27 protein-coding genes are annotated in these 26038 nt (G+C 41.3%); 17 read left to right on the top strand and 10 right to left on the bottom strand.

The window, feature by feature from the left end:
* The first annotated feature begins 275 nt into the window (after positions 1 to 275).
* The 3 genes from PSH41_RS15175 (at position 276) to PSH41_RS15165 (ending at position 3698) form a co-directional block, all read left to right on the top strand.
* Positions 276 to 2174: a TonB-dependent receptor domain-containing protein gene (locus tag PSH41_RS15175; protein ID WP_273589472.1), complete on the top strand. Its 1899-nt coding sequence runs from the start codon at positions 276 to 278 to the stop codon at positions 2172 to 2174.
* A 9-nt stretch (positions 2175 to 2183) separates the two neighbouring features.
* The gene (locus tag PSH41_RS15170; protein WP_248461813.1) at positions 2184 to 3197 is read left to right on the top strand and encodes an MBL fold metallo-hydrolase; all 1014 of its coding nucleotides are present in this window, start codon (positions 2184 to 2186) and stop codon (positions 3195 to 3197) included.
* Between the two features lie 105 nt (positions 3198 to 3302).
* Complete coding sequence (locus tag PSH41_RS15165) at positions 3303 to 3698, top strand: DUF4019 domain-containing protein (protein WP_273589471.1); 396 nt, start codon at positions 3303 to 3305, stop codon at positions 3696 to 3698.
* Positions 3699 to 3928: 230 nt separating this feature from the next.
* Here PSH41_RS15165 and PSH41_RS15160 read toward each other — a convergent pair whose 3' ends face one another.
* Positions 3929 to 4828: a LysR family transcriptional regulator gene (locus PSH41_RS15160; protein ID WP_273589470.1), complete on the bottom strand. Its 900-nt coding sequence runs from the start codon at positions 4826 to 4828 to the stop codon at positions 3929 to 3931.
* Positions 4829 to 5049: 221 nt separating this feature from the next.
* Here PSH41_RS15160 and PSH41_RS15155 point away from each other — a divergent pair, with 221 nt between their 5' ends.
* From PSH41_RS15155 to PSH41_RS15130, 6 genes are all read left to right on the top strand, one after another.
* A complete protein-coding gene (locus tag PSH41_RS15155; protein ID WP_064387095.1) occupies positions 5050 to 6204 on the top strand; it encodes an iron-containing alcohol dehydrogenase in 1155 nt (384 codons plus the stop codon).
* Positions 6205 to 6484: 280 nt separating this feature from the next.
* Positions 6485 to 7078: an RDD family protein gene (locus PSH41_RS15150; RefSeq protein WP_273589469.1), complete on the top strand. Its 594-nt coding sequence runs from the start codon at positions 6485 to 6487 to the stop codon at positions 7076 to 7078.
* Between the two features lie 42 nt (positions 7079 to 7120).
* Entirely contained in the window at positions 7121 to 7585 is a 465-nt protein-coding gene (locus PSH41_RS15145) for a hypothetical protein (protein WP_248451960.1), read from the top strand.
* 20 nt (positions 7586 to 7605) lie between these two features.
* Positions 7606 to 8100: a hypothetical protein gene (locus tag PSH41_RS15140; protein WP_273589468.1), complete on the top strand. Its 495-nt coding sequence runs from the start codon at positions 7606 to 7608 to the stop codon at positions 8098 to 8100.
* Positions 8101 to 8150: 50 nt separating this feature from the next.
* The gene (locus tag PSH41_RS15135; protein ID WP_064387091.1) at positions 8151 to 8330 is read left to right on the top strand and encodes a hypothetical protein; all 180 of its coding nucleotides are present in this window, start codon (positions 8151 to 8153) and stop codon (positions 8328 to 8330) included.
* A 486-nt stretch (positions 8331 to 8816) separates the two neighbouring features.
* Positions 8817 to 9452, top strand: coding sequence for a trimeric intracellular cation channel family protein (locus PSH41_RS15130; RefSeq protein WP_273589467.1), 636 nt, complete (start codon positions 8817 to 8819; stop codon positions 9450 to 9452).
* Between the two features lie 11 nt (positions 9453 to 9463).
* Here the strand turns inward: PSH41_RS15130 and PSH41_RS15125 are convergent, their stop codons facing one another.
* Entirely contained in the window at positions 9464 to 9889 is a 426-nt protein-coding gene (locus tag PSH41_RS15125; protein ID WP_337939903.1) for a GNAT family N-acetyltransferase, read from the bottom strand.
* Positions 9890 to 9984: 95 nt separating this feature from the next.
* Here PSH41_RS15125 and PSH41_RS15120 point away from each other — a divergent pair, with 95 nt between their 5' ends.
* From PSH41_RS15120 to PSH41_RS15090, 7 genes are all read left to right on the top strand, one after another.
* Positions 9985 to 10824 (top strand): DUF417 family protein, encoded by an 840-nt coding sequence (locus tag PSH41_RS15120; RefSeq protein ID WP_273589466.1) that lies wholly within the window; start codon positions 9985 to 9987, stop codon positions 10822 to 10824.
* A gap of 15 nt (positions 10825 to 10839) precedes the next feature.
* Positions 10840 to 11091: a Rho-binding antiterminator gene (locus tag PSH41_RS15115; RefSeq protein ID WP_273589465.1), complete on the top strand. Its 252-nt coding sequence runs from the start codon at positions 10840 to 10842 to the stop codon at positions 11089 to 11091.
* Positions 11092 to 11477: 386 nt separating this feature from the next.
* On the top strand, positions 11478 to 11861 hold the full coding sequence (locus PSH41_RS15110; RefSeq protein ID WP_096042785.1) for a hypothetical protein: 384 nt from the start codon (positions 11478 to 11480) through the stop codon (positions 11859 to 11861).
* 317 nt (positions 11862 to 12178) lie between these two features.
* Entirely contained in the window at positions 12179 to 12547 is a 369-nt protein-coding gene (locus PSH41_RS15105) for a DUF7079 family protein (protein ID WP_273589464.1), read from the top strand.
* Between the two features lie 347 nt (positions 12548 to 12894).
* Complete coding sequence (locus tag PSH41_RS15100) at positions 12895 to 14433, top strand: glucan biosynthesis protein (RefSeq protein WP_273589463.1); 1539 nt, start codon at positions 12895 to 12897, stop codon at positions 14431 to 14433.
* Between the two features lie 268 nt (positions 14434 to 14701).
* Positions 14702 to 15013 carry a hypothetical protein gene (locus tag PSH41_RS15095; protein ID WP_004587081.1) on the top strand — a complete coding sequence of 104 codons (312 nt, stop codon included), beginning with the start codon at positions 14702 to 14704 and terminating at the stop codon, positions 15011 to 15013.
* A gap of 417 nt (positions 15014 to 15430) precedes the next feature.
* The gene (locus PSH41_RS15090) at positions 15431 to 15991 is read left to right on the top strand and encodes a YrbL family protein (protein ID WP_273589462.1); all 561 of its coding nucleotides are present in this window, start codon (positions 15431 to 15433) and stop codon (positions 15989 to 15991) included.
* A gap of 110 nt (positions 15992 to 16101) precedes the next feature.
* Here PSH41_RS15090 and PSH41_RS15085 read toward each other — a convergent pair whose 3' ends face one another.
* The 7 genes from PSH41_RS15085 to PSH41_RS15055 form a co-directional block, all read right to left on the bottom strand.
* The gene (locus PSH41_RS15085) at positions 16102 to 17388 is read right to left on the bottom strand and encodes an allantoate amidohydrolase (RefSeq protein ID WP_273589461.1); all 1287 of its coding nucleotides are present in this window, start codon (positions 17386 to 17388) and stop codon (positions 16102 to 16104) included.
* A gap of 13 nt (positions 17389 to 17401) precedes the next feature.
* Positions 17402 to 18631 carry a pyridoxal-phosphate-dependent aminotransferase family protein gene (locus PSH41_RS15080; protein ID WP_004587084.1) on the bottom strand — a complete coding sequence of 410 codons (1230 nt, stop codon included), beginning with the start codon at positions 18629 to 18631 and terminating at the stop codon, positions 17402 to 17404.
* A gap of 3 nt (positions 18632 to 18634) precedes the next feature.
* Complete coding sequence (locus PSH41_RS15075) at positions 18635 to 19459, bottom strand: sulfite exporter TauE/SafE family protein (RefSeq protein ID WP_004587085.1); 825 nt, start codon at positions 19457 to 19459, stop codon at positions 18635 to 18637.
* Complete coding sequence (locus PSH41_RS15070; RefSeq protein WP_273589460.1) at positions 19456 to 21030, bottom strand: gamma-glutamyltransferase family protein; 1575 nt, start codon at positions 21028 to 21030, stop codon at positions 19456 to 19458. The genes PSH41_RS15075 and PSH41_RS15070 overlap by 4 nt, the downstream gene beginning before the upstream one ends.
* Positions 21027 to 22235, bottom strand: coding sequence for an amidase family protein (locus tag PSH41_RS15065; protein WP_273589459.1), 1209 nt, complete (start codon positions 22233 to 22235; stop codon positions 21027 to 21029). Before PSH41_RS15065 ends, PSH41_RS15070 begins: the two co-directional genes overlap by 4 nt.
* Positions 22236 to 22581: 346 nt before the next feature.
* Complete coding sequence (locus PSH41_RS15060; RefSeq protein ID WP_054981718.1) at positions 22582 to 23064, bottom strand: putative 4-hydroxy-4-methyl-2-oxoglutarate aldolase; 483 nt, start codon at positions 23062 to 23064, stop codon at positions 22582 to 22584.
* A gap of 3 nt (positions 23065 to 23067) precedes the next feature.
* Positions 23068 to 23721 carry a TetR/AcrR family transcriptional regulator gene (locus PSH41_RS15055; protein WP_248443469.1) on the bottom strand — a complete coding sequence of 218 codons (654 nt, stop codon included), beginning with the start codon at positions 23719 to 23721 and terminating at the stop codon, positions 23068 to 23070.
* A 175-nt stretch (positions 23722 to 23896) separates the two neighbouring features.
* Between PSH41_RS15055 and yddG the strand changes: the two genes are divergently transcribed.
* Positions 23897 to 24817, top strand: a complete 921-nt coding sequence (gene yddG, locus PSH41_RS15050) for an aromatic amino acid DMT transporter YddG (RefSeq protein WP_024032801.1) — start codon at positions 23897 to 23899, stop codon at positions 24815 to 24817.
* A 20-nt stretch (positions 24818 to 24837) separates the two neighbouring features.
* Here yddG and PSH41_RS15045 read toward each other — a convergent pair whose 3' ends face one another.
* The gene (locus tag PSH41_RS15045) at positions 24838 to 25704 is read right to left on the bottom strand and encodes an alpha/beta hydrolase family protein (protein ID WP_273589458.1); all 867 of its coding nucleotides are present in this window, start codon (positions 25702 to 25704) and stop codon (positions 24838 to 24840) included.
* Positions 25705 to 26038 lie beyond the last annotated feature (334 nt).

Genomic DNA, 26038 nt, shown 5'->3' with positions numbered 1-26038 from the left:
TACAATGAAATGCGACCGCACTTAAGTTTGGATATGAAAACACCAAATCAAGTGCATAAAAAAGACCTGGCGCTTTCGCACCAAGTCTTTCATTAAAACCGTCAACCTATTTCAGGACGGGACAAACGCAATAAAATTGGTTTATTGTTAATAATGACACTGCAGTAACCTATGGCTTAATCGGTTAAGTTTTATTGTGGATTAATGAAATGTTAATTGCTGAATGTATTGATAATTGTTATCATTACGTAAAATAACTAATTAAATACCCCGTAATGACTCTGAAAAACACTTTAGCTCTGCCTCTAATTGCTGTCGCGCCATTTTACACTTTGGCTAACGCTAACAATGATATAGAAACAATAGTAGTGACCGCCTCTGGCTTTGAACAAACCTTAGCGCAAGCGCCAGCTTCTATTACTTTAATTAGCAAAAAGCAGCTAGAAAACCGCGCTTATAAAGACTTAACCGATGCACTTAACGATGTTGCAGGGGTTACGGTTACCGGTGGTGGCTCGCGACAAGATATAAGCGTGCGTGGCATGCCAGCGCAGTACACTGCTATTTTGGTAGACGGTAAAAAGCAGTCAGGGCGTGAATCACAACCAAGCGGCAGCGGTGGCTTTGAGCAAGATTGGCTGCCACCACTAGATGCTATTGAACGTATTGAAGTTGTGCGTGGGCCTATGTCTACGTTGTATGGGTCGGATGCAATTGGCGGCGTTATTAATGTTATAACCCGTAAAAATTACGACAATTGGCATGCTAATGTTCGCCTAGAAACCACACAGCAAGAAAACAGTAATTCGGGTGATGAATACCAAGGGCAAATATATGCAGCGGGGCCATTAATAAAAGATTTATTAAGCGTTAACCTTTCGGTTCTTTACCAAGAGCGTGAAGAAGATGAAATTGAGCGCGGTTACGGTGAAAAAGAGCTGACAAGTTACAGTGGTACACTGCATTTAACAGCCACCCAGCACGATGTGATATCGCTTGAATACAGCGAACACGATCAAAAACGTATTTCTACCTCGGGGCTATCGCTACCTAGTCGAAATAGCTCTAGCGAAACGAACAATAACCGCAGCACGTGGTCGTTAGCACATAAAGGCAGCTATAGTTGGGGCGCTGCGCATTCGTATATTCAACAAGAGTCGGTTGAAAACGAAGGCCGTGAAATAACCATAGAAAATACCTTAGCAAATACACAGTGGTCAATTGCACTTGAAAACCACCATGTAACATTAGGCGGCGCATTTGAACAAGAAAAGCTTGATGACAAAACAACAAACGCAGCCACTATTACTAAAATAGATAACAAACAATGGTCGCTATTTGCTGAAGATGAGTGGAGCTTACACCCCGATTTTACCATTACCACGGGTTTACGAGTTGATGATAACGAGCAGTTTGATTCGCACTTGAGTCCACGCCTGTACGGAGTTTGGAATATTAATGAGGCATGGACCTTTAAATCGGGCGTAGCTACCGGTTACAGAGCGCCAGATTTACGCGAGCTTAGCCCTAATTGGATCCAAAGCAGCCGCGGTGGCGATTTATATGGAAATGCTGACCTAGAGCCCGAAACATCCGTGAGTAAAGAAGCGGCTGTGTATTATGCTAACAGTGATTTTCAAACTAATATCACGGTTTTTCATAATAGCTTTGAAGACAAAATTAACACCGTTTTATGTCCTATCACAGTGTGTGGTGATGAAACTGACCGCTATAACATCAATATTGATAAAGCGGTGACTTATGGGGCTGAGCTAAATATAGAAACAATGTTAAGTGCAGATATTACCCTTGCAACTAGCTACAGCTATACGTTTTCTGAGCAACGCAGTGGCGACAATAAAGGCCAGCCACTTACGCAAATACCTAAACATTTAGCAACGCTAAATATTAACTGGGATGTAAGCGATAATATTAATACGTGGGCACGTGCTAATTACCGCGGTAAAGAAACCGAAGCAGCCTCTATAACTAGCCGTTTAACCTCAGCCCCTTCTATTGCAACAGCAGATATAGGCAGTGCGTGGCAAGTAAACGGTAACGTTAAAGTTATGTTTGGTATTTACAATATATTTGATAAAGCAACCAGCTACGATGAATACGGCTATGTAGAAGATGGCCGACGCTACTGGCTAGCTATAGATACAAAACTATAAGGGGTGTTTATGCCAAAATTTATATTCTCTGCTGTGGTACTCAGCTTTTTAGCTACGCACCCAGCTATTGCGCAAAATACACAATTAACAGCGCAAGATTATGTCGAAAAAGGCATGCAGTACGCTGATGAGTTTCCGGGGTTAACAAGCCTATGCGATATACAAAACCCGTTACGTGATTTAACAAAGCGTGTTCGCACTAATAATGAAGGTAAAAAGCGCAGTAAAAAGTTGGGTAGTAAACGGCGCTCATCAACGATTGAACCTACACAAGTGTTTGACAACCTTTATTATGTAGGTACTGGTGGAGTGGCAAGTTGGGTAGTTAAAACATCACAAGGGCTTATTGTTATTGATGCGCTAAATAACAACGAACAAGCTAAAAATTACATTGAAAAAGGTTTGCTCACACTAGGCTTAAACCCCGAAGATATTAAGTATTTAATTATTAGCCATGGGCATGGTGATCATTACGGTGGGCAAGAGTACTTAGTTAATAAATACAAACCGCGTGTTGTTATGAGTGAGGTTGAGTGGCGACGCTTAGAACAACCAAAGCTTGATTTTGAAAGCCCACGTTGGGGCAAACGGCCAACAAGAGATATAAGCACAAAAGTGGCTGATACAATTACGCTTGGCGATACCAGCATTGGCGTTCATTTAACGCCTGGACACACCCCTGGCACTATTTCGTTGTTGTTCCCAGTATACGATAACGGCAAAAAACATATGCTAAGCCTGTGGGGAGGGACTGGGCTAAACTATGGGCCTGATATTGAGCGAATTAGCGCTTACAGTGTCGCCGCTAAACGTTTTGGCAATCTGGCAATGCAAGCCGGTGTAGATGTGTTTATATCAAATCACCCTAAACGCGATGGTTCGTTTGAGCGAATAAAGCAACTTAAAAATAGAGCCCCCGAGGCGGCGCATCCATTTGTAATAGGCCAAGAGCAAGCCTCGCATGGTTTTTCTATGTTGAGCGATTGCACTTACGCGCAGGTTTTAAAAATTAAAGGAGAGTAAGGCACTTATTTGCAAAAGTTTTTAATATTAGGGGTTAACCATTTAACCAATGTGTTGTAATTTGGAGTATCTATATTTACTTTTAACGCCAGATTAAAAGGAAGAATGATGAAACCCCTCATTTTAATTTTATGCTTGTTTATAAGCTGCTCAGTGTGGGCCGAAACCACTAAAAATATGCCCGTAGCAATAAACTGGTTACAGTTAATTGATGCGGGTGACTACACAAAAAGTTGGCAACAAGCCGATGCGCTATTTAAATCGCAATTAAGTAAAGCAAACTGGAAAAACGCCCTAAACACAGTGCGTGCGCCACTAGGTAAAGTGGCTACGCGAGAACAAATAAGTGCTAATGCTTACTCATCTTTGCCTGGTGCCCCGCAAGGTAAATACCTTATTGTACAATTTAAAACGCAATTTTCAGCAAGGCTTGCGGTTGAAACCCTTACATTAAGTAAAAGCAGTGGGCAATGGCGCGCGGTTGGCTATTTTATTAAATAACCAGCGTTCAATACCAATCCGTAATAATACATAATGATTTTCAGGGGCTAAACGTGTCGCTATCTGCGTTAAAAAATTCTCATTTACGACTGCATGGATGCAGAAGGTAGAGCAATGTAGGAGCAATTGCCGAGAACAACTAAATAGCGAATTTTTTGCCTTGCTATCATCACGTTTACCCATCCTCAAAATAGATCACTTAATTATGCGGATTGGTATAAGTTAAAAAACTATTTTGCGTATTTATTAATATTAGAAAAAGCCATTAACACATCGCGGGCATAATTAAGCCGCGGGTGAGCAAGCGCCCCTTTACGCCACGCTAAGTACAAATTGTTTTCCGGCCCTTGCGGACCAAGTTTAATTAATCTACCCGATTGAATATCGTCATGACATATATAATCAGGCAGCACGGTATAGCCTACACCGGTTCTTACTATGCCGGCGAGCGCGCGTATGTCGGGGCAGCGGGCAATTATTTTTGACGTACAGCTTTGTTTAAATACAGTATCAAAATACTGGCGTATAAGCGGTAATTGGCTGTCGTAACTGACCACCGGCAGCGTATTTAAAAGTGCTGGCGTAATGGTTTGCCCCTCTAAGCTTTGCGCTAATAAACGGTGCGCCACCAGTACTAGCTCTTCGCTATCGAGCACTTCAAAGTCGTAAATTTTGTTATCGGGCAGAGAGGCTGTAATAGCCATATCGGCAACGCCAGTATCGAGCGCTGTATAAATTTGCTCACGATTACCAGGCAGCACGACCACATCAACATTGCCTGCTTGTAACAAATTTGCCAGCTGTGCAGAGGCAACATAACTAATATATTCGGCGGGCCCGGCTAGTGTGATCGTTCCGCTCACATCGTTTGAACGGGTGCGTACAGAGGCGACTTTTTGCTCTATAGCATCAAGGTGATTTGCCACTTGGCCTGCTAAATCGTGGGCGGCATTACTTGGTTCTACGCCTCGGTGACGCCGCTCAAATAACGATTTACCTACCACCGACTCCATTGTTTGTATATGCGCGGTTGCAGCTGGTTGCGACAGCCCCAAATTTTTAGCAGCCCGAGAGATGTTTTTACAACGATATACCTCAACAAAGGTGCGTAATTGTACAAAATAAGACATAAAACATTAGGTATCAGAAATCCGATGGGTAAAGCAAGATTAACTGAATTCTACTTATTGTAAAGTGCGCGTACACTTGCGCTCGTTCAGTTAGACATTAACCGTTTTCATATTTAATTTATAAAATAGGTAATTAATTACTTGAAAGTTAACTATTAATTCCCATTTTATAAAGCAATGAGCACTAGGGGCTGAGCCCCGTAACCAAGTAGAGTACAAATATGTTAAATTTTGCATTTAAAAACCGCACCGAGATTTTATTCGGCAAAGATCAAATTAATGAGATCGCAAGCCGCGTACCAAGCCAAGGCAAGGTCATGTTTTTATACGGTGGCGGTTCGATCAAAAAGAACGGCGTATATGACGATGTAGTAAAGGCACTTGAAGGTGTGGACTTTGTGGAGTTTTCGGGAGTTGAGCCAAACCCAACTTACGAAACACTTTCTAAAGCTGTAGAAATTGTGAAAGAGCAAAACGTTAGCTTTATATTAGCTGTAGGCGGCGGTAGTGTTATCGACGGCGCTAAATACGTAGCGGCAGCAGCAAAATACGAAGGCGACGGCTGGGATATTTTAGTTAATGGTGCAGAAGTAAAAAGTGCATTACCTATTGGCGCGGTATTAACGCTTCCGGCTACTGGCTCAGAAAGCAACGGTAACTCAGTTGTTACCCGTAAAGAAACCCAGCAAAAACGTGCCTTTGGTACGCCAATTGTACAACCGCAATTTGCCGTGCTTGATCCTACGTATACATTCTCACTGCCAACTCGCCAAATTTCTAACGGTGTAGTTGATGCGTTTGTACATGTTATTGAGCAATACTTAACGTACCCAGTTAATGCGCCACTGCAAGACCGTTTTGCTGAAGGCATTTTATCTACGCTAATTGAGCAAGGCCCTAAAGCCCTTGAAAACCCAGAAGATTACGATGTTCGTGCAAACGTAATGTGGTCGGCAACGATGGCACTAAATGGCTTAATTGGCCAAGGCGTACCGCAAGATTGGTCTACGCATATGATTGGCCACGAGCTAACAGCGCTTTATAGCTTAGATCACGCTGTAACACTTGCAATTGTATTACCACCGCTAATGTTTGTTCAGCAAGAGCAAAAACGCGCTAAAATTATTCAGTTAGGTGAGCGTGTATTTGGCCTTGATATGCAAGACAAAAACGAGCTGATTGATGCAACCATTAAACATACTCAAGACTTTTTTGAGCAAATGGGCATTAAAACAAAACTTGGCGATTACGACCTAGGTGAAGACGCGGTTGAAGCCGTTGCCAACAACCTAGAGCGTAACGGCATGACAGCCCTTGGCGAGCATGGCGATATTGACATAGCTAAAGCGAAGAAAATTTTAAGCCTAGCGCTTTAATTTAATTGTTTTTTGAATGGCGCTTTTTAGCGCCATTTTTTATGCTCAAAAAGCTAAAAGCTAAAAGCTAAAAGTTAAAAGCTAAAAGCTAAAAGCTAAAAGCTAAAAGCTAAAAGCTAAAAGCTAAAAGTTAAAAGTTAAAAGTTAAAAGTTAAAAGTTAAAAACTAAAGGCTAAAAACTAAAGGCTAAAAGCTACGCCAGTCTTTAATTTAAGATATTGAATAAATTACTAAAGCTATGCTACTTTGAGATAAATTACGTAAAGGAATCCCCCCAAGCATGGATACCCCAATAGACTTTTCTACGTACACATTAGATGAACTTTACTCCAGCGCAAAAGTCATTGACCGAGAACGCTTTCCTGAGCGAGCAAAAGAAATAGACGAGCTTATAAAAACCCGAGAAGCGCAAGAGCCCGCACACAATGCCGACCTAAAAATAGCGGGAGAAAAAGCATCACGCGGGGATAGGCTTGTTGCTGCTATTATTGACGGCCTATTAGGTATAGCATTTTTTATACCTGTAATAATGTATATCGGTTTTGATAACTTAAGCCAACCAAATCTGGGTTTATCTGCATTTTTATTTGTTTACGGTTTGTTTTCTACGTTAGTGCTTCATGCCTACCTTATGTATCACTGTGGACAAACTATTGGTAAATACTGTATGTCTATTCGTATAGAAAACCTAGACGGCACACAAGCAAGTTTTACAACTATTTACTTTAAACGCATGTTACCTATGCAGCTGCTATCACTAGTCCCTTCGGTAGGTCAGTTTATTGCTGGATTTGTAAACCCTGCATTTATATTAGGAAAAGATAAACGCTGTTTACATGATCATTTAGCGGGAACAAAAGTGAGTAATATTTAGCAATAGCAATACTCAGCGAAGGATAATACTTTAAAGGGATTTATGAAAAAACTGACAAGGTACAAAAAAGCACCCAGCGCAAAACTACTTTGGACGCTTGGGTGTAATACGTTCATCGCCGTTATTATTTTATTTTGGGTAGAGGTATTTATTGAACAACCTTTGCTGCATCAATTTTTATACTTATTTGCATTTGTCCTATTGAGGGTATTTTTACAATGGCATTATATGAAAAAAGAACAATGCCATGCGGTTGAAATTGTTGATGGCGAGCTTGAAGTATTAGGTATAACGATCAAAGTACATGAACTTGAAGAAGTACTGTACTGCCAAACTAAGCGTTTTGAGCATATTTTAAGATTTAAGTTTAAAAACGCGACATACCAAGATATTGAAATAACCGCCCCAGATTTAATTGACGACCTACGTTTTTACTATTTTATGGTAGATAACGGCCTGCCAGTAAAAATGACAGATGATAGTGGCCGTTTTTTTGACGAAGATTAACAGTGTAGCAAGGTGCAGTAATGAGCATACAGGCTTTAAGGTTTTTGATGCTAGCAAGTGTGCTCTTTAGTGGATATTCACATGCAGACTTACTTGAAGGATGTTATTCAAGGACAGACAAAATAACGAGCGCGATCCCTATGCTTAACGACGATGGAAGCAAAAGTAATGAGCGTTTTAAACTAAAAACGAGTTACATAAATATATTCAAAGAAGGCGAAAAATATTTTACAGAAGGCCTTATATGGGGCTACAACTTTCATATTTGCACTATCACAGCGCCGCTTGAGGGAACTACAGAACCATTATCTTTAGTACTAAAGGATAAAAAACTGGTGTTTGAAGAACAAGAGCCCGAATACGACATTAACTGTAAGTTTGAGCTAGAATTTGATGAGAATGGTTTAAATATTAAGGATGAAAACTACCATTGTTCTAACTATATTTTTTACTGTGGTGCACATGCAAGTGTGCATGACGTTCTGCTTGCTAAAACCAACAAAGGCTGTAACTAACTAAGCGAGTTTATTATCTAACTCTACAACACAGCTAATAGGGACTTACCATGCGCGGCTTGTTATTATTTATTGGTTACTCATCTTATATTGGCAGTGTGGGCGATGGCCTTCTCGGTGTATATGCGCTTTGGGTTTTAATCAGTAATAATTTAGCATTTTTAAGCTTATCGCTTAATGACTTTTTAGCGCAGTATGTAGAGTTTATACCAATCCGCTTAATTAAGTGATCTATTTTGAGGATAGATAAACGTGTTGATAGCTAGGCAAAAAATTCGTTATTTAGTTATGCTAAATGAGAATTTTTTAACGCAGATAGCGACACGTTTAGCCCCTAAAAATGATTAAGTATTATTGCGGGTTGGTATTAGATATTGGGTGAAGCAGGTTGCGTTTTATGTAATGCCCGAAGGCTTTGCCAATTGGTTATTCGGCATTCCAGCCGTTATTTACTTTCCCGTACGTATATTAATGAGCTTAGTAATTGACTAAAAAAGGCGACTCAGCTAAAAATAAAAAATGTGTAAAAACTACTCACTTTTAAAATAATTACCTTTTTAAATATCGCATATCACAATAACCCATCATTAATTTCATCAAAAATTTATTAACCCATTGTTTTTAAATGTACTTTTAATCCTCGCTTTTGGCTTTTGCTAATTACATCTGGCATATAAATTGATATACCAAAGTATAAAATTTAAAAGGGAATGCACATGACTGCTGAATACTTTATGGTGCTGGGGCTGCTCGGAGTGGCTTTTTTTTCGGTTGCAGGAGCACTGCTAGGCTACGAAAAAAACATAAGTGGTTTTGGGGTAGTGGTGGTCGCAACTGTTACAGCTTTAGGTGGCGGCACGCTAAGAGACATACTTTTAGATAAACCTATATTTTGGATAGCTACGCCTGAGTATTTATACTCAACTTACGCCGCTATTATTGCCACCATATTTTTTGTGCGTTACTTACCTCATGTAAATAACTATTACTTTTTATTAGTCGATGCTATAGGTATGGCATTATTTAATATTATGGGGATAGAAAAAGCCTTAATAAGCGGTACAGGTATGGTAATAGCGATAACAATGGGGATCACCACAGGGATTTTTGGCGGCCTAATACGAGATGTAATTTGCCGCGAAGTACCCTCAGTTATGCGAAACGAGCCCTATGCTTCAGCCTGTTTAGTAGGCGGCCTAGTTTATGCTGCGCTGTTTACCATAGAAGTCGACTACATTTGGTGTATTTTAGGCTCACTTTTTACCACTGTATTTTTAAGATTAGGCTCGCTTAAATGGGGCTGGCACCTAACCATTTTCAGAAAAAAAGATTTTAAAGATCAAAGAGAGTAGCTCTTAGTTATTTATAGGTTGGGTTTGCATATGGTACTCATAGTTATCTTCCCAGTGACCTTAAAGCCTAGTCGAGTATAAAGTGCTTTAGCAGGGTTGTTTTTAAGTACTGTTAGTTTGATAGGCTTTAACTTTGCAGTTTTAATTACTTGCTCAATAACGCCTCTGCCGTAGCCTTTATTTTGATGGTTGGGGTGTATTTGTAATTGCATTATTTCAATATGGCTACCCGGTACCTTGTACTTTAGCGTACCTATAGTATCACCATTAAACTGTATGAGATGAGAGCAATCGTATTGCTCGTCAACCCTTTCATTATGCTGTTGCTCAGTTAAAAATAAGCCAGCCACCTCAAGGTGCTCTACCATAGTAAGTTTTCTAAGATTTAATAAATAGCCACGCTTTTCGCGCGTGGCTTTTGTAAACGTAAAAACCAAAATGTCCTTCCTTGTATTTAAAATTTAACTTTAGTTGAATCACTTTCTGTAAAAATTAGGTCTTTATTAGCCATTACAGATTTAATGGGCACACAATGAACATAACACACACAAATAACGCACTCACCTTTTTACTTACACTCAGCTTTGCATTACTTGGTGTATCGTTTGCTTTAGGTGCAAACCCAAACACACTCTCAGCTACCTTTAGTTTTTATGAACTTGATACCTTACTAAGTAACAATACATTAGGTTTGCTCACAGGCAGCGCTATGATTGCGTTGGCAGCAGCAACCTTAGCTGCGCATTTAAAATTAATAAAGCCGATGCCTGCACTTATACTCGCGTTAGTAGTTAGCATAGTGCCTTTACTTACCTTATTTGCCAGTAACCGCTGGATGGCACAGTTAGGCGGCTTTCCAATTATTGGCAGTGGGCAAGGCATTATTAAATACTTTGCTGTTATCCCTTTGTATTTATTTTTGTTTTATAAAAATAAGCTAACAGACAAACAACACGTACTTTTAAACTTTATACCGGTTGCTATGGTGTTACTGTGGATTGGCGGCATGAAATTTTATGAGTTTGAAGCCAAAGCCATTGTAGGCCTAGTAGAAACCTCACCTTTTATGTCGTGGTTATACACGGTATTTAGCGTACAAGGCGCATCAGATATCATTGGTGGGTTTGATGTATTATTTGCTGTACTACTTGGTGCGGGCATTTTACTTAACAATAAAAAGCTCATTATAGTTAGTGGCTTAGCGTGTTTAAGTGTATTTTTAATGACCCAAACATTTTTAATTACCGCAAACGGCGCATTTAGCTCAAGCACATTATTAGAGCGTTTAGGGCAATTTGTAATTAAAGATTTATGGTATGTAGGTAACTTAATTGTTATTGCCACTTTAATGCTACTTAAACCTGCTAAATAATATAAAGAGAACTTTATGATCAGTTGCCACCAATACGACTACATCGAAATTGCCTGTATGCACCATTTAAGCGTTGAGCTTATTTTAAAAAATGGTGATAGTGTATGTGGTGTAGCAACTGATACAAAACGCAATGCACTCAAACAAGAGTGCATTGCCATTAACGTAAATGGCGAGCTAAAGTTTATTGTGCTCACTACAATTAGTCTACTTAAAGCGCGTGAGAGTAATCCTTACTTTGATCATGTGAACTTTGATGTAAAGTAAATCACTAACCTATTCGTTTTATCATAAATACCTCTGCGGGCCTGTTTCATCATTATGTTAAGGCTCGCTTATCTCGCCAATGCTCTAACTCATACGGCTAAATGCACAAAGGCAAAATTTACCTTTAGAGTAAACTGTGCATATAAAGAGCTATTTTGACTTTGTCCAATAACATTATTAAAAGTCGTTTTGGGGCAACATAACAAAGGCTTTTTCACTACTGTCTAATTGCTTGTTTACATTACAGTTATTTAGTGGAATTATTGAGCAATGTAATATGCGCCGTTTTAGGCGTTATAAACCCCCAAAGAGGTGTTCAATAAATTGTTAGCATTATCTCAATTTTTGAGTTTGTAATTTTTTATCATCATTAAAAAGGAAGTAACATGGAAACTTTTAAAGCATCTGTACAATACAACGATTTATTAGGCACTGCCGCAGCAGATAAAGCTGATATGGAGCATGCTAGTAAATGGTTAGAGGAAAAGGGACATATCAGTGAAGATGAATATGTTTTAGGTATCTCAATGTGGGCTGGTGAAAATCATGGTGCTCACAGAGATCCTGTTAGTGTTAAGTTTGTTGTTTCGGGGTTAAATGGTTATAGCAATATACCTGAGATGATAGAGGCAACTAAGCATGATTTAAATGTTAAAGAAATTCGTGTAGAAATGACCGTTGCAGAATTTTTTGCCTTATTTAAAAGGTTTGAAGTAACTTTATCTAATAAAGGTTTACTAGAAGGTACAACCTATTCAACAACCGAGTAAATAATGCTAACAAGGCGCTTAAACGGGAAAATTACAGCTGGCTCGCGCTCGTGCCTCGCACATTGTAGCCAACTGCATTTTTCCGCTTAGCTTAGCGTTAGGCATACAGGGAAGGATCGGTAGATGTATCGAACAACAATTAACTTAAACAATTCACCTAAATATGTAAAAGTACTTACGAGTTATTAAATAAAATGCGAAAAGCTATTTAACCTGTAGCAATAACAAGCATACTTAAATAGCTGAACACAGAAAATAGTTCACTTTGATACTAATGGCAGGTTTTATTTTTAAGCTTTACAAGGCGTTAGTGGCTTATGGATAATCCGCGATTAGATTCAGAAGATAGAAAACCTATTTGGGATGCGTTGCAAATGTTTTGGATGGATATTGAGCCATCTGATGAGCTAGAAAACGCTATAGCTACGTGTGCTAAATCTAAGTATTCAATTTTAGAATTAGAGTATATCTACTGGAATGAGGTTTACCCTGCTGTTAATCAGAATTTTGCACAGCCAATACCTGAGTGGACTGGCTATGATATTGAGCAGTTATCAAAGTTAATAATTGCAAACGCAGGCAGAGTTAAACCAACTAAGTATAAGTTTTTGCATTTTGGGGCTAACAAATGGTGGAAAGAAATAGCCAGCGGTATAAAAAAATATCGAAAAGACATTAGTAAATAACTGGCTGAACACCATACTAATTAGCTAATTTTACGAGGCTTTTACTAGTCAGGTATTTATACTAAGCGTAGCAGCGACACACAGATCAGTATTTCGATTTTAAAGCACTAACTGGCTTAAACTAAGTAAAAGCTATATCAGCCGCATTTATTAAATACAGCTATTCAAACGCAACTATTCAAATACAATCTCCCCTAAACACAGCTAAGCATAAAAGCTTCGCCAAATAACGTTATTTTAGTAAACGCGAGTTCATATTGCGGTGTGTAATATCTTTACACGCATTTTAAGTTAGGCGTTCGTAATGGGCGCTTATTTTTAGACTCCCTTTATTAGAGATACTTTTTATGAAGTTAAAGTTATTTATTGCCGCTATTATTGCCTCCTCTGTGTCGTTACACGCGGCGCAAGCACAAGCAAGTGCTAAGTTTACTTTTGAAGACTTAAAAGCGTTGGCAAAAGCCTCTGCCAAAAAGCCTTATACGCCTGTGGAAGTGCCAGCACCTGAGCTTATTGATAAAATTACCTATGACGAACATTGGAAAATACGCTTTAAAGAAGATGAAACCCTCTACCCAAATGGCAAAAAGGCACCGGTACAATTATTTTACCCTGGGCGATATTTTCCTGAGCCGGTAAGTATTTTCATCAGAGATGATAAAAACAACGTTAAAGAACTGCCTTTTAATAATGCACTTTTTGATATGCCTGACGACAGCCCAGCTCACGACCTACCAGAAGGATTTGGGTTTGCAGGCTTTAGAATTATGCGCCCCGATATAAAACCAGATTGGATATCGTTTTTGGGGGCGTCTTATTTTAGAACTGATGGTCCTCAGGGGCAATATGGGTTGTCGGCTCGCGGTATTGCAATTAATACCGGTATGAGTGAGCCAGAAGAATTTCCACGCTTTTCGGCATTTTGGTTAGGCCCTGCAGAAAATAAAGGTGAAAGCATGTCTGTGTGGGCATTACTTGAGGGGCCCTCTGTTACAGGTGCTTATCGGTTTGGTTTGAGTAAAGACAACAAAGAGGCCAAAGGGCATGTTACCTCTGTAAGTGCTAATTTGTATATGCGCGCCGATGTAGAGCGCTTAGGTATAGCACCGCTAACCAGCATGTATTGGTACTCAGAAAAAGATAAAACGGTAGCGAAAGACTGGCGCCCAGAAATTCACGACAGCGATGGCTTAGCGATTCATACTGGGTCGGGCCAGTATATTTGGCGACCGTTAAATAATCCGCAGTCGGTGTCGACCAATAGCTTTATTGATGAAAACCCTAAAGGCTTTGGCTTAATCCAAAGAGACCGTGACTTTAATAACTACCAAGACGACGGTGTGTTTTACAATAAGCGTTCATCAGCGTGGATCAAGCCTACGGGCGACTGGGGGAGAGGCGCTGTGCAGCTAATCGAAATCCCAACCAAAGATGAAACGTTTGATAACATTGTTGCCTATTGGGTGCCTGAAAAAGAGGTACGTAAAGGCGATGAGTTTACCTTTTCTTATGATATTGAGTGGCGTCCACTCGATCCAAAATCAAAAACACTGGCAAGTGTTGTTAATACTCGCCAAGGGCAGGGCGGAATTCCTGGCCAGCCTATACCTGAGGGCGTAAACAAAATGGTGATTGATTTTGAAGGGCCAGTGTTTAAAGGCCTAGATAGAGAAAGTGGCATAAAGCCTATTGTTGAAGCCAGTAACGGCGAAATACTGGAGCCAATTGGTGCTTACCCAATAGTGGGAACCAACCAATGGCGATTAGCGTTTGACTACAAACAGAGCAATAACGACCCCGTAAGCATACGCGCGTATTTGGTTGATAAAAACGAAGAGGCGATAACCGAAACATGGGTAAGTGATGCAAAGGTAACGATTGAGTAACTATAAAAATTAAAACGGGTGGCCCTATAATTAGTTTTATGTAGCCACCCGAATAACTGCAAAATAAATGTTTTTAGCGAAGGTTAGCTAAAGCAATTCTCTTATTTCAATATACATCTAATACTTAGTTATAAATTTAATATGCTTGGCTAACTACTTGGTGAATTTAGCTAATTTAAGTTGCTCCTACTTGTTTTTATGTTTTCTTGTGTGAATAATAAACATTCGATCAGGAAAAATAATAAAAGTAATTAAATTAAGGATATATATGAAACTTTACCCATACTCAACAATTAAAACAGAAAACCTTAAGGGCCTGCTTATCGCTTCTAGAGTGCTTGGGTTTTTGAGTTATATACTGTTTTTTATAGCTATTTGCATTGGTTTATTTGGTGTTTTTTCTAACCTTGGCGCACCTAAAGATTTAGGGAATGGAATAGTTATGTCTGCACCAAATGCCGGTTTACCTGTGATGATAATGTCAATTTGGGGTGCAGTTTCTGCAGTTTGTATTTTAGCTTTTAGTGGCTTATGTGCAGCTGTTGTATCATGCGAATACAAATATACAAAGTCGGTTTAGCTATATACCAGAGTATTTAGATAGTAAAAACGGGGCTTCTACTATCTAAATATTTATTTGTAAGACTTGGTTAACTACCGCGAACAAATCTAAATTTTTTGTTCTTCTTCCTTATCTCAATAGCCTGATATTCGTTTTAATAATAATACAAAACCAAATCTACCTTAGCTTCTAAAACATCCAACCTGTAGCTAATTTACCTTGATAAACCCTAATTTATAGTTAAAATGGCCGGCTTATTTAACGAATGTACCTACTTTATTACTGACATAGTAATAAAAGCTGCATTAATAGATGTAAATACTAAGCGTGCAATTTTAAGGCGTGTTATTTACCTCGTTTTATACCAATCCTCAAAATAGGTTACTTAATTAAGCGAATTGGTATTTGTAAATTTACGTTAGGACGAAAATTGGTTTGATCTCATTGAACGACGATTTAATTGTAGGTAAAGGGGCGCATAGAACGTGTTACAGGCACCCTGAGGCACATAATTTATGTATAAAAGTAAGCCATGAAGGGTTTTCGCAAGAGCAAGACCAAGAGCTGGCTTATTATAAGCGACTTAGTAACCGAAATATTCAGTGGCAGTTGTTAGCGCGATACCATGGTACGGTACACACCAATATTGGCACAGGGTATGTGTTTGATTTAGTGATTGATGCAAATAATCAGCCGGCTAAAACGCTAGAATATTATTTAAGTCAGCCAAATAGTGAAGCCTTAGCCGAGCCACTATTAAATTTAAAAGATTATTTATTGCACAATTTAGTGATCACCAAAGAAATAAAACCACGCAATATAGCGTGTGTTAATAATAACGGCACCATTGAGCGGTGTGTTGTTGTTGATGATATTGGTAATACTGAGTTTTTTCCTATTAGTAATTACGTGAGCTCATCGGCTAAGCGTAAAATAAATAGAAAATGGCAGCGCTTTGAAGCGAGTTTAAATGAGCTTGGCTTAAGCCTTAATTAAGTTTTAAACTCCGACTTTAAATACTGGCTTTAATTAATAACCACAGCCCCGTTTAATACGCAGGGCTAAGCTAACAACACATAGCCTACCCTGCGCTTAATAACCGTTAGTTACTTTTCTAACTCTTTTACATACAGCATGAGTGCGCTGTACATTACGCTAAGGGCTTTTGTTACATCCTCATCAATAACAGCTTCTGCGGGGTGATGGCTTATCCCGCCAGGGCTGCGTATAAATAGCATGCCTACAGGGCAAATAGGGGCAATAGCCATGGCATCGTGCCCAGCGCCAGAGGCAAGTGAAGGCGAGGCTTGGTTATTCAATTTACAGGCACTGCTAAACAATTGCTGAATCTGAGTGTCGCATGCTACGGCGTCGGCCGCATGTGTCCATTGCCAATCAAGCGTTAAATTACGCGATGTAGCAATTTGATCGGCGCGGGTATGTATTGCATTAAGTAATACTGCTAGGTCGGCATCATTTTGTGCGCGTGCATCTAGGCTTATGGTCGTTTTACCGGCAATAACATTTGTAGCGCCTGGGCGAGCATGAATTTGCCCTACGGTGGCTACTTCACCATTACTCGCGTTTTTTGCTAGTTGCTCTATGGCAAGGGTAAGCTCGGCGCACCCAACTAACGAATCTTGGCGTAAGTTCATTGGCGTAGTGCCTGCATGGCCGCTTTGGCCTGTTAGGGTGATCATAGCGCGTTTGGCGCCAGCAATAGCGGTTACTACGCCTAGCGCCTGATTTACCGATTCAAGCACTGGGCCTTGCTCTATGTGGGTTTCCCAATAACCGAGTAATTCGTTTTTGTTAAGGGCGGCTTTAGCGTAATCATCAGGGTTTAGGCCAAAATCAAGCATGGCTTGGCGCATACTAATGCCGTTTGTATCTTGTATATTTAACCACTGGGGGTCAAACTCGTTCGCCAGTGCTTTTGAGCCAATTAACGTGGTGGCAAAGCGAGTGCCTTCTTCATCACAAAAGCCCACTACATCTAAATGAAATGGTAAATCAAGCTTAAGCGTGTGTGCAATGGCGGCTACTTCAATACCGAGTAACACCCCTAAAATACCATCAAATGCACCGGCGTTTGGTACGGTGTCTAGGTGTGAGCCAATAATTAAACGTTTTGCATTTGGGTTAGATGATGCTAAGCGCCCCCATAAATTGCCGACTTCGTCTTGCCACGATTGCATGCCCGCCTCAGCCATCCATTCAGCAGTGACACGGTTACACTCTTTGTGCTCTTTAGATAAATACACACGGTGAATGCCACCTTGCATTTGCGATAGGCCACTGAGCGTTTTACAGCGCAATAACGAGCGCGCGGCAAATTTATTAGCCAGCTCACTGTTTAATAATGGCTCATGGAGGGGGCTTGCAATCGTCATGCTAAATCCTTTTTTATTTATAATGGGCAAGGGCGGCAATAGCGGCTTCGCCTTTAGGGCCTTTATAGCCGTTGGCGTGTAAGCAGGCATCTAGGCTTGCCAATGTTTGTAATACTGCATCTTTACGGGCGTTGTAACCCATGGTGCCAATACGCCAAATTTTGCCATGCAGCGGCCCAAACGAGGTGCCAATTTCAATACCAAAGTCGGTTAGCATTTGTCCGCGTACGTGGTCAGCATTAATGCCCTCGGGTATATAAACACCCACTACGTTGTTCATTTTATGGTTTAAGTCGCCAAATACGTTTAAGCCCAGCGCTTGAATACCCGTTAGCATGGCATCGCCGTGTAACTTGTGGCGGGCAACGCAGTTATCAACGCCTTCTTCAATAACAATGCGAGCACATTCTGATGCGCAATACAGCATGCTGGTGGCTTCGGTATGGTGGTTAAGGCGCTCTTCGCCCCAGTAATTCATGATCATGCCTAAATCAAAGTAGTTTGAGCGTACAAATGGCTCGGTGCCGTCGGTATGCTGCGCGGTACGAATACCCGCTTCTACTTTTTTGCGTTTTTGGATCCAATCGGCGCATTTATCGCTCAGTGTTAAAGGGGCAGAGCCAGACGGGCCACCTAAACATTTTTGCAAACCAACCGAAAGCGCATCGAGTTTCCACTCATCGGCGGGTAAATCGTTACCTACAATCGAAGCGGTGGCATCGCAGTAAAATAATACGTCGTGCTTTTGGCAAATATCGCCAATGTGTTCAAGGGGTTGGTTCATGGTTGTTGAGGTATCGCCCTGTACCATAGCAAGTACATGGGGTTTTACATCAACAATGGCTTTTTCTATTTGTTCGGGGGTAAATACCTCGCCCCACGGGACTTCTATGGTGTGTACTTTTGCGCCTACGCGCTCGGCTATTTCAGCAAGCAAGTGGCCAAAGCGGCCCATAATGGGCACCAGTACTTTATCGCCTGGGCGTAAAATAGAGCATAAAACGGCTTCTATGCCTGCGCGTGATGTGCCATCAACTAACATGGTCCATTCGTTTTTGGTTTTAAAAATTTCGCGATAGCGGGCCATGGTTTCGTTCATAAAACCGGTCATTACTGGGTCGTATTGGCCAATTAGCTGCGCCGACATAGCACGTAGCACGCGTGGATCTGCGTTTATTGGGCCTGGGCCCATGAGTAATCGCTGTGGCGGATTTAAAGTTTGAATTTGCGTGTCGCTAAACATGTTTTAGGCTCCCAGAGTCTGAATAAGCATACGAATGCCCGTTATCATTAATACAACGGCAAAGGCGCGTTTTAATTGTTTTTGATCTAGCTTGCTACCAATTTTTACGCCAATAGGGGCAAACAAAATAGTAAGCGGAATAATAAGTATAAAAGCAGGTAGGTTTACAAGGCCCCACGTGCCAAGCGGCGCATCGGTGGGTGTAGTACCAATACTTAATAAAGTAATAACGCCCGGTAACGCGATTAATAAGCCAAATACAGCAGCGGTGCCAACGGCAACATGAGCACGTACGTTAAACGCGTTTAGCATAGGTACGCCAATAGTGCCGCCACCTATGCCAATCATTACCGATAAACCACCGACAATACTTGCCATAATGCCTTGGCCAAATTTACCTGGTAATTTACTAACAAGGGCAGGCGCGCCGGCTCTAAATAACATGTTTAAACTTACTAAAATGGCAATACAGGCAAACATAAGTACCAGCGCATTACCGCGTATAGAATGAGCTAAGTAGCTACATATAACGGCCATTACCAAAATAAACGGGGCCCAGTATTTAATTAAAGCAAGGTCGATATTGCCCTTGGCATGGTGCGAGCGAATCGACGAAATAGAAGTAGGCACTATGGTGGCAAGCGATGTCGCTGTGGCTATCATCATGGCCGACTCAGGGCTTACGCCAAAGCCTTGCAGTAAAAAGTACAGCACAGGCACAATTACTATGCCGCCGCCTACACCAAATAGGCCTGCTAAAATACCTGCAAAAATACCGGTTGCTATTAAGGCCGCTATAATCGGCCATTGATTTATTATTTCTGTCATTGTGTTCCTGCTGTAGTTACTGTTGCGCGACCATCTGAACGAGGATCGGTGGCTGCTTCAAGGCTGGTAGGCGTATCTAAAATGGCACCTGCATGACCCATCATTTCATTGTTATTATCAACGCTTACCCAGTCGTGGTCACGTTGATTTAATTCATGTTTAACTTGAATTACTAAGCTTTGCTCTACCTTTAAATTTGTGCTTGTATCGCCCCAGGTGCGCCCTAATAACCAACGCGGATCGCTTACTGCTTGGGTAATTGATTTATTACGCCATGCGTAACCACTAAATACAGCAGCTTGTGTTTGTGGCTGGCCTTCGCCGCCCATGGTGCCGTAGGCAAGGCGCCTACCATCGTCAAATTTTGCTAAAGCAGGGTTGAGTGTATGAGCCGGTTTTTTATGCGCTTTTAAGGCATTGGCATCGTTGCTATTTAAACTAAAACTTAAACCGCGGTTATTCCACACAAAGCCGCCTTCGCTCATCAAAATGCCGCTGCCAAATTCCCAGTAAACACTTTGAATAAAGCTTACTAGTTGGCCGTTTTTATCCCGTGCGGCCATCCAAACGGTATCGCCTGGCTCTGCATTAAATGGCCATTGCTTGGCTTGGCTCATATCTATATTGCCGGCAAGCGCATTTAAGCACTCATCAGTTAGTGCGTTTTTATAATCATCGCCAAGCGCGTCTGGGTCGGCCCAAAGTGTAGGGCGGTGCGTAAAGCTTTGTTTGGTTGCCTCAACAATTAAGTGCATCCAATCGGCCTCTGTATTGGCTAAATGTTTTAGTTTATTAACAGCGCCAATTATTTGCAGAGAATGCACGCCTTGCGTGGGGGCGGGTAAGTTATAACACTGTATGCCCGATAAATTAGCACTGAGCGGCGTTACTAAATCGGCCTGCGTATTGGCAATATCTGCGCGTGTAATTGCACTGCCTGCGGCAGCTAAATCGTTTGCAAACGACTCTGCTAAAGGGCCTTGGTAAAAGGCGTTTAAGCCATGCTCGGCTAAGTGCTCAAAGGTACTGGCAAGTTTTGGGTTTTTAAAATGTTGGCCCGCTTGCAACGGTTTACCATTAGGTATGTAAAGTTCTTTAAAGGCAGCGTTAGTGTTTGAAGCAGTGGCAAGCTTTTCGCAGCCTGCTTGCAAGCTTTTAGATACTGTAAAGCCATCGCGCGCGAGCTTTATGGCTGGGGCTAAAATAGTACTTAGCGAAAGAGCAGCGTGCTCATCTACCGCAAGGGCTTTTTGCCAGCCGCGAAGTGTTGCAGCCTGAGTAAGCGCGCTTAAACCGCCGCGCTCTGGTATGTGTGGCTCATTGCTATAGGCGCTTATATCGTTTGGTGCGCGCCCGCAGGCATCAATGGCAGTGGGTATACTTTGGTTTGGGTTATCAATAAGCCAAAAACTGTCGCCGCCAATTGAGTTCATATGCGGATATACCACGCTAATCGCAGCCGCTGCCGCTACCATGGCTTCGGTGGCTGTACCGCCTTGTTTTAGTATTAAGGTGCCTGCCTCGGTTGCTGCAAAATGCGGGGCAGTAAAGGCAATGTTGTGTGTGCTCATGCAAGTGTGTCCTGTTTAAAGTGGGCAGCTAATTGTTGTACGCAGGCAAGTAGGCTTTTATCGTTGCCGTGGCTCATCATTAATGAAAACCCATACGGGTGGCCATTTTCTAAATTAGCCAATGGTAAGTGTACTTGCGCCGAGCGGCTCAAGCCCGCAATGGCCGATAAGGTGATTATTTGCATACGTAAGGCGCTTGTGTCGGCGCCCAATTTAGGTGCAGTTGTGGGTGTGGTTGGTAAAAATAAACAGCCGTTTGTGTTTAGGTTTTTAGCGATTAGTGTTTGCCATTGGGTTTGTACATTTAGTGCTTCTTGCTCTTCTTGGGCGGTTAGAGCAAGCGCCATGTTAAAACGTGCCGCAATTGCCGGAGCAAACTGGGGAAGTTGCCCTGGCAATTGAAGCCAATCTTTATGTGTTTTTGCGATTGCTCGCCCTTGCAGTATTCTAAAGCTGTCAGCCAGTTCGCTTAATAAGCTGCCGTTAGGCAGTTCAAATTCTTTATGGTGTTTAAAATAAGGTTTGGTTTTTTCAAGCAATTGTTTAAGTGGGGCTTGTAAAACAGGGTCAACCAGCTCAAATAATGGCTCGCAAATAACTAAAGTATCAACGTTATTAATCGCTTGATTTGGTAACAGTACATTGCCTACATCGCTTAGCAGCTCTGCATTTTGCGTAAGCCAGCCAATGGTATCAAATGGGGGCGCTAGCGGAATTAGGCCATCTTTTTCAATTACGTTATGGCTTGGCCTTATACCAAATAAGCCACAATAACTTGCCGGTATCCTTATAGAGCCACCAGTATCAGTGCCTAAGCCAATATCGGCTAGGTTAGCCGCCACAGCTGCTGCCGAGCCCATACTTGAGCCGCCACTTGCATGGCCTTTAAGTCTTGGGTTTTGTGCTGCACCATAGTGAATGTTATTGCCCTCTAAGCTGTAGGCCAGCTCATCGGTATGGGTAAAGCCTGTAAAGCGACAACCCGCATTCATTAGTTTGTTTACGGCACTTGCTGTTTGCTGTGCAGGCTTTGCTGCTTTAAACCAGCTTGGGTTACCTGCGCTGTTGCGCTCGCCTTTAACTGCAAATACATCTTTTACTGCAAGGCGCTTATTTACAAGTGTGCCGTGGGTTTGTGTTTGCCATGCGTTAGGGCCATGGTCACAAAAAATACCGGTAAAATTATTATGTGTTTTGGTACTCATATCACCACTCGTTATAAAGTAAATCTGACCAACTGGTTATAATCAGATTTAGGGTGATTAAAAAGACGAATTAGTTATTATTATTTTTCAGCCCACTGCGTAACATCTTATTTTTATTTTACAGAGCCTGATCCGCCTTTTAATCTGTTAGCTATTATATTGCCTAAAAGCTAAGCAAAAGCAATGCCAAATGCAATAAAGCTGTCCGCTCGGTCAGGTTTTTTTTGGTTTGTATGGGGTTTAGCAGATATTTATAAAAATATAAGTATTAAAGAAGGTGTAATTTAGAGGTGAAAACACACCAAGTTGGTGCGTGATTGCACCAACTTGGTTGCAAGTGTGGCGTTTATAGTAATGCGTTAGGGCTAATAATTAAGCCATTTACATCGGCGTATAGCCAATCGTTAGGGTTAATTGTGGTACTAAGCATGGTCACTGTTTGATTTTTATCTCCAAAGCCACGCTTTAATGTACTGCGCGGGGTTGAGCCAAGTGCCATAACCGGTAAATCCATTGTGGCAAGTATTTCAATGTCACGGCAACAGCCGTTAATAATCACGCCTTCCCAGCCGTTTTTTAACGCGCGCTCCGCCATAATATCGCCTATAAAAGCGAAGCGTTTGCTAGCAAAGCCATCAATAACCAGTACTTTACCCTTGCCGTTTTCATGCAGTATGTCGGCGGCAAACGAGTTATCGTCTGGGCAGGTAACGGTAACTGCTTGGCCACTAAATGTGGTTTTTTTACCAAAGTGGCGCAGGCCGCTGTCGGCGACTTGTACGCTATTGCGGTGATCGTCAAATAAGTCTGGGGTAGTAAAATTATCCATGGGTTAAGCCTCACTGTGCTCAGGTATTTTTAAACCAATACCTTTTAAAATTATGTGGGCAGTTGATTGCGTTATTTGTGCCACATCGGTTTCGTCGTATTCTAACTTGTTCATTACCAGTAGCACTTCGGCCTGAAAATCGGCGTAGTACTGCGTAGTTGACCAAATGGTAAATAATAAATGGTAAGGGTCAACATTATCCATTTTGTTTGCATCTATCCAGGCCTGAAACACGTCTACCTTTTGTTTTACCCACGGGCGTGTGTTGGTTCTAAAGTAGTTTTGCAAATAAGGAGCGCCGCGCAGTATTTCACTGGCAAATAAACGTGATTGCAGCGGCTGGTTTATGGCAAGTATGACTTTGCTTTTAATATAGTGATACAGCACATGTGCAGGGTCGTCCTCAGGGGTTACGTTATCTAAGCCTAAGTTCCAGTGTGCAATAATGCGGTCTATTACGTTTTCGTATAGGCCGTCTTTGCTTTTAAAATAATATAAAATATTGGCCTTAGGAACGCCTGCTTCTTTGGCAACCATACTCATACTGGTGCCATCGTAACCAAGCTGAGAAAACAATTGCTCGGCGGCATCGAGTATTAATGTTTGGTTTTTTACTCGGGTGAGTTCTTTTTTATTTGGCTTTGTTTGTGTGCTCATTATGGCGATGCTGTTTTTAACATGTTGAATGATTGTAACTTTACTGACCAAAAGGTCAAACACTTAAGTGCAGGCCAAAAACATCTTTATAACAATAAATGATGAGCAACAATTGTTTAACCCACTAATTACTGTTAGCGTAACGTCAAACGTAAGTAGTACTTTTAGGTAGTTAATGGACTTTTTTTCTAATCATAAATACACGCTTTATGGCATTGCCGCTATTTTGTTATGGAGTTGTTTAGTGGCTCTGCTCAGGGATGTTTCGGAGTTATTTGGCCCCATAGGTGGGGCGGCACTCATGTACAGTGTAAGCGCGCTGTTTTTAATTTTGGTAATGGGACGGCCTAAGTTTGCTGGGTTTAATAAGCGTTATATTATTTGGGGTACTGCTTTATTTGCACTTTACGAGGTGTGTTTAGCGCTGTTTGTAGGGCTTGCTAATAATCGCCACCAAGCGGTAGAAATGGCAGTTATAAATTATTTATGGCCCACACTTACCATTTTGCTCAGTATTATAGTTAATCGTAGTAAAGTAAGTGTTTGGATTTACCCAGGTATGCTGCTCGCTTTTTTTGGTGTGGCTTGGTGCGTTGGTGGCGATAGTGGGTTATCACTTAATAGTATTATGGGTAATTTTGCCAGTAACCCAACGGCCTACTTGTTGGCGTTTGTAGCACCTTTTATTTGGTCTGTTTACTGTGTAATTACTCAAAAAAATAGCAATGGGCAAAATGCCATTGTGCTGTTTTTTATCGCCACGGCACTAAGCTTATGGGTGTTGTATGGATTAAGTGACGAGCCAAAAATGACCTTTACACTGCACGCGACCGTAACGCTTGTGTTAGCTGGTGTGGTTGTTGGCAGCGGGTATGCTCTTTGGAACCAAGCTATTATTGGCGGTAACTTAATGTTGCTTGGTACGCTTTCGTATTTTACGCCGGTTTTTTCGGCGATTATTTCGGCGCTTTATTTATCAATTACCCTCAGTGCCTCGTTTTGGCAAGGAGTAATAATGGTAACTGGCGGCTCACTCGTATGCTATTTCGTAACGCGTGAAAAACCAGTTAAAAAGCAAATTAACGCCGTAAACTAACGGTGTAAACGCATCCTTCTTTAACTATGTTTGTTTAGCCAATTAAGCGCAAGTGGCCATAATCCGTCAGATTTTTTGCTAAAAAATTTCATATGGCCAATTTCCTTCAAACCATAGTCGTGTGGGTTTAAGGTTAGGGTTTGTGCTTTTAATTTAGGAAAAACCGAGAGCATATCGGCAACATTTGCATTGTTAGCAATATCGTCATCGGTAGCATTAACCCATATTGAGGGCATAGAAAGCGTGTTGTAACAGTGTTGAAATACGGTATCACCAAATGCTGATTGCACATACCCTTGGGCGTTACACCATTTGCGCCATTGTTTAGCTACGCCTTTAGGTAGTGGCTCGCCCATGCCAAACCACTGCGATTTAGTATGACCAAACAAGGCATTACTAAAGGGTATAACCCCATTCATAAAAAAGTGCGCTTTAACCTGATACGCTAAGCTCATATTAGTTAATTTACCCGACGAGCAAGCAAAATTAAACGCGGAGCTTAGCTCGTTAGCGTTATGCATTAGCCCCACTAATTGCCCGCCGGCGCTATGACCCACTAAATGATACTGCGTATTAGGAAATACCCTTTGCAAATGCTCAAGCACCGCAGGCATGTCTTGCTCACCCCAACTTTGTAAACTGGCTTTGCTTTTTTTAATGCTGCGGTTAAGCGATTGGCCAATGCCACTGTTATCAAACGTAATAACGCCAAAGCCATGTTGCTGTAAGTAAGTAGCAAAGTTTGCATAAAACTGCTGCTTTATACCGGTTGCAGGGGCAATCATCACCGCACCTTTAATAGCGCTGGTGGGTGTAAATACACGGGCGTTTAGGGTTTGCCTGTTATTACAGGTAATAGTGGTGTGCTCAAAGTGTGGTGCGGTCATTAGAATTATTATTTCCCATATAAAGTACACAGGTAAAAATAATAGCTGGTTAGACCAGTCTCGGCAAGAGGGGAAAGCATTGTTTATACCAACCCTATTAAGTATGTGTTTTAAATTTTACGCCGAATAAACAATTCAGTCCTAGGCGTAAATTGATGTAAATGGTTGTTCCCTTGACGAAAATTACAACAGAGAAATGAGTTGTTTTAGCAAGTAAAATAGATTAGCTATTTATTGGCGTTGGTATTAAACCACGCCCCAGATGAAATGGGGCGAGAGGAAGGTTTAAATAACTAAAGGGTACTACTTATTTTGCTAGAGCCTTGTTATTGGC

Origin of the sequence: Pseudoalteromonas sp. CST2 (assembly GCF_028599385.1) — a bacterium.
GTDB lineage: Bacteria > Pseudomonadota > Gammaproteobacteria > Enterobacterales > Alteromonadaceae > Pseudoalteromonas > Pseudoalteromonas atlantica.
This window is presented reverse-complemented; position numbering and strand designations above follow the sequence as displayed.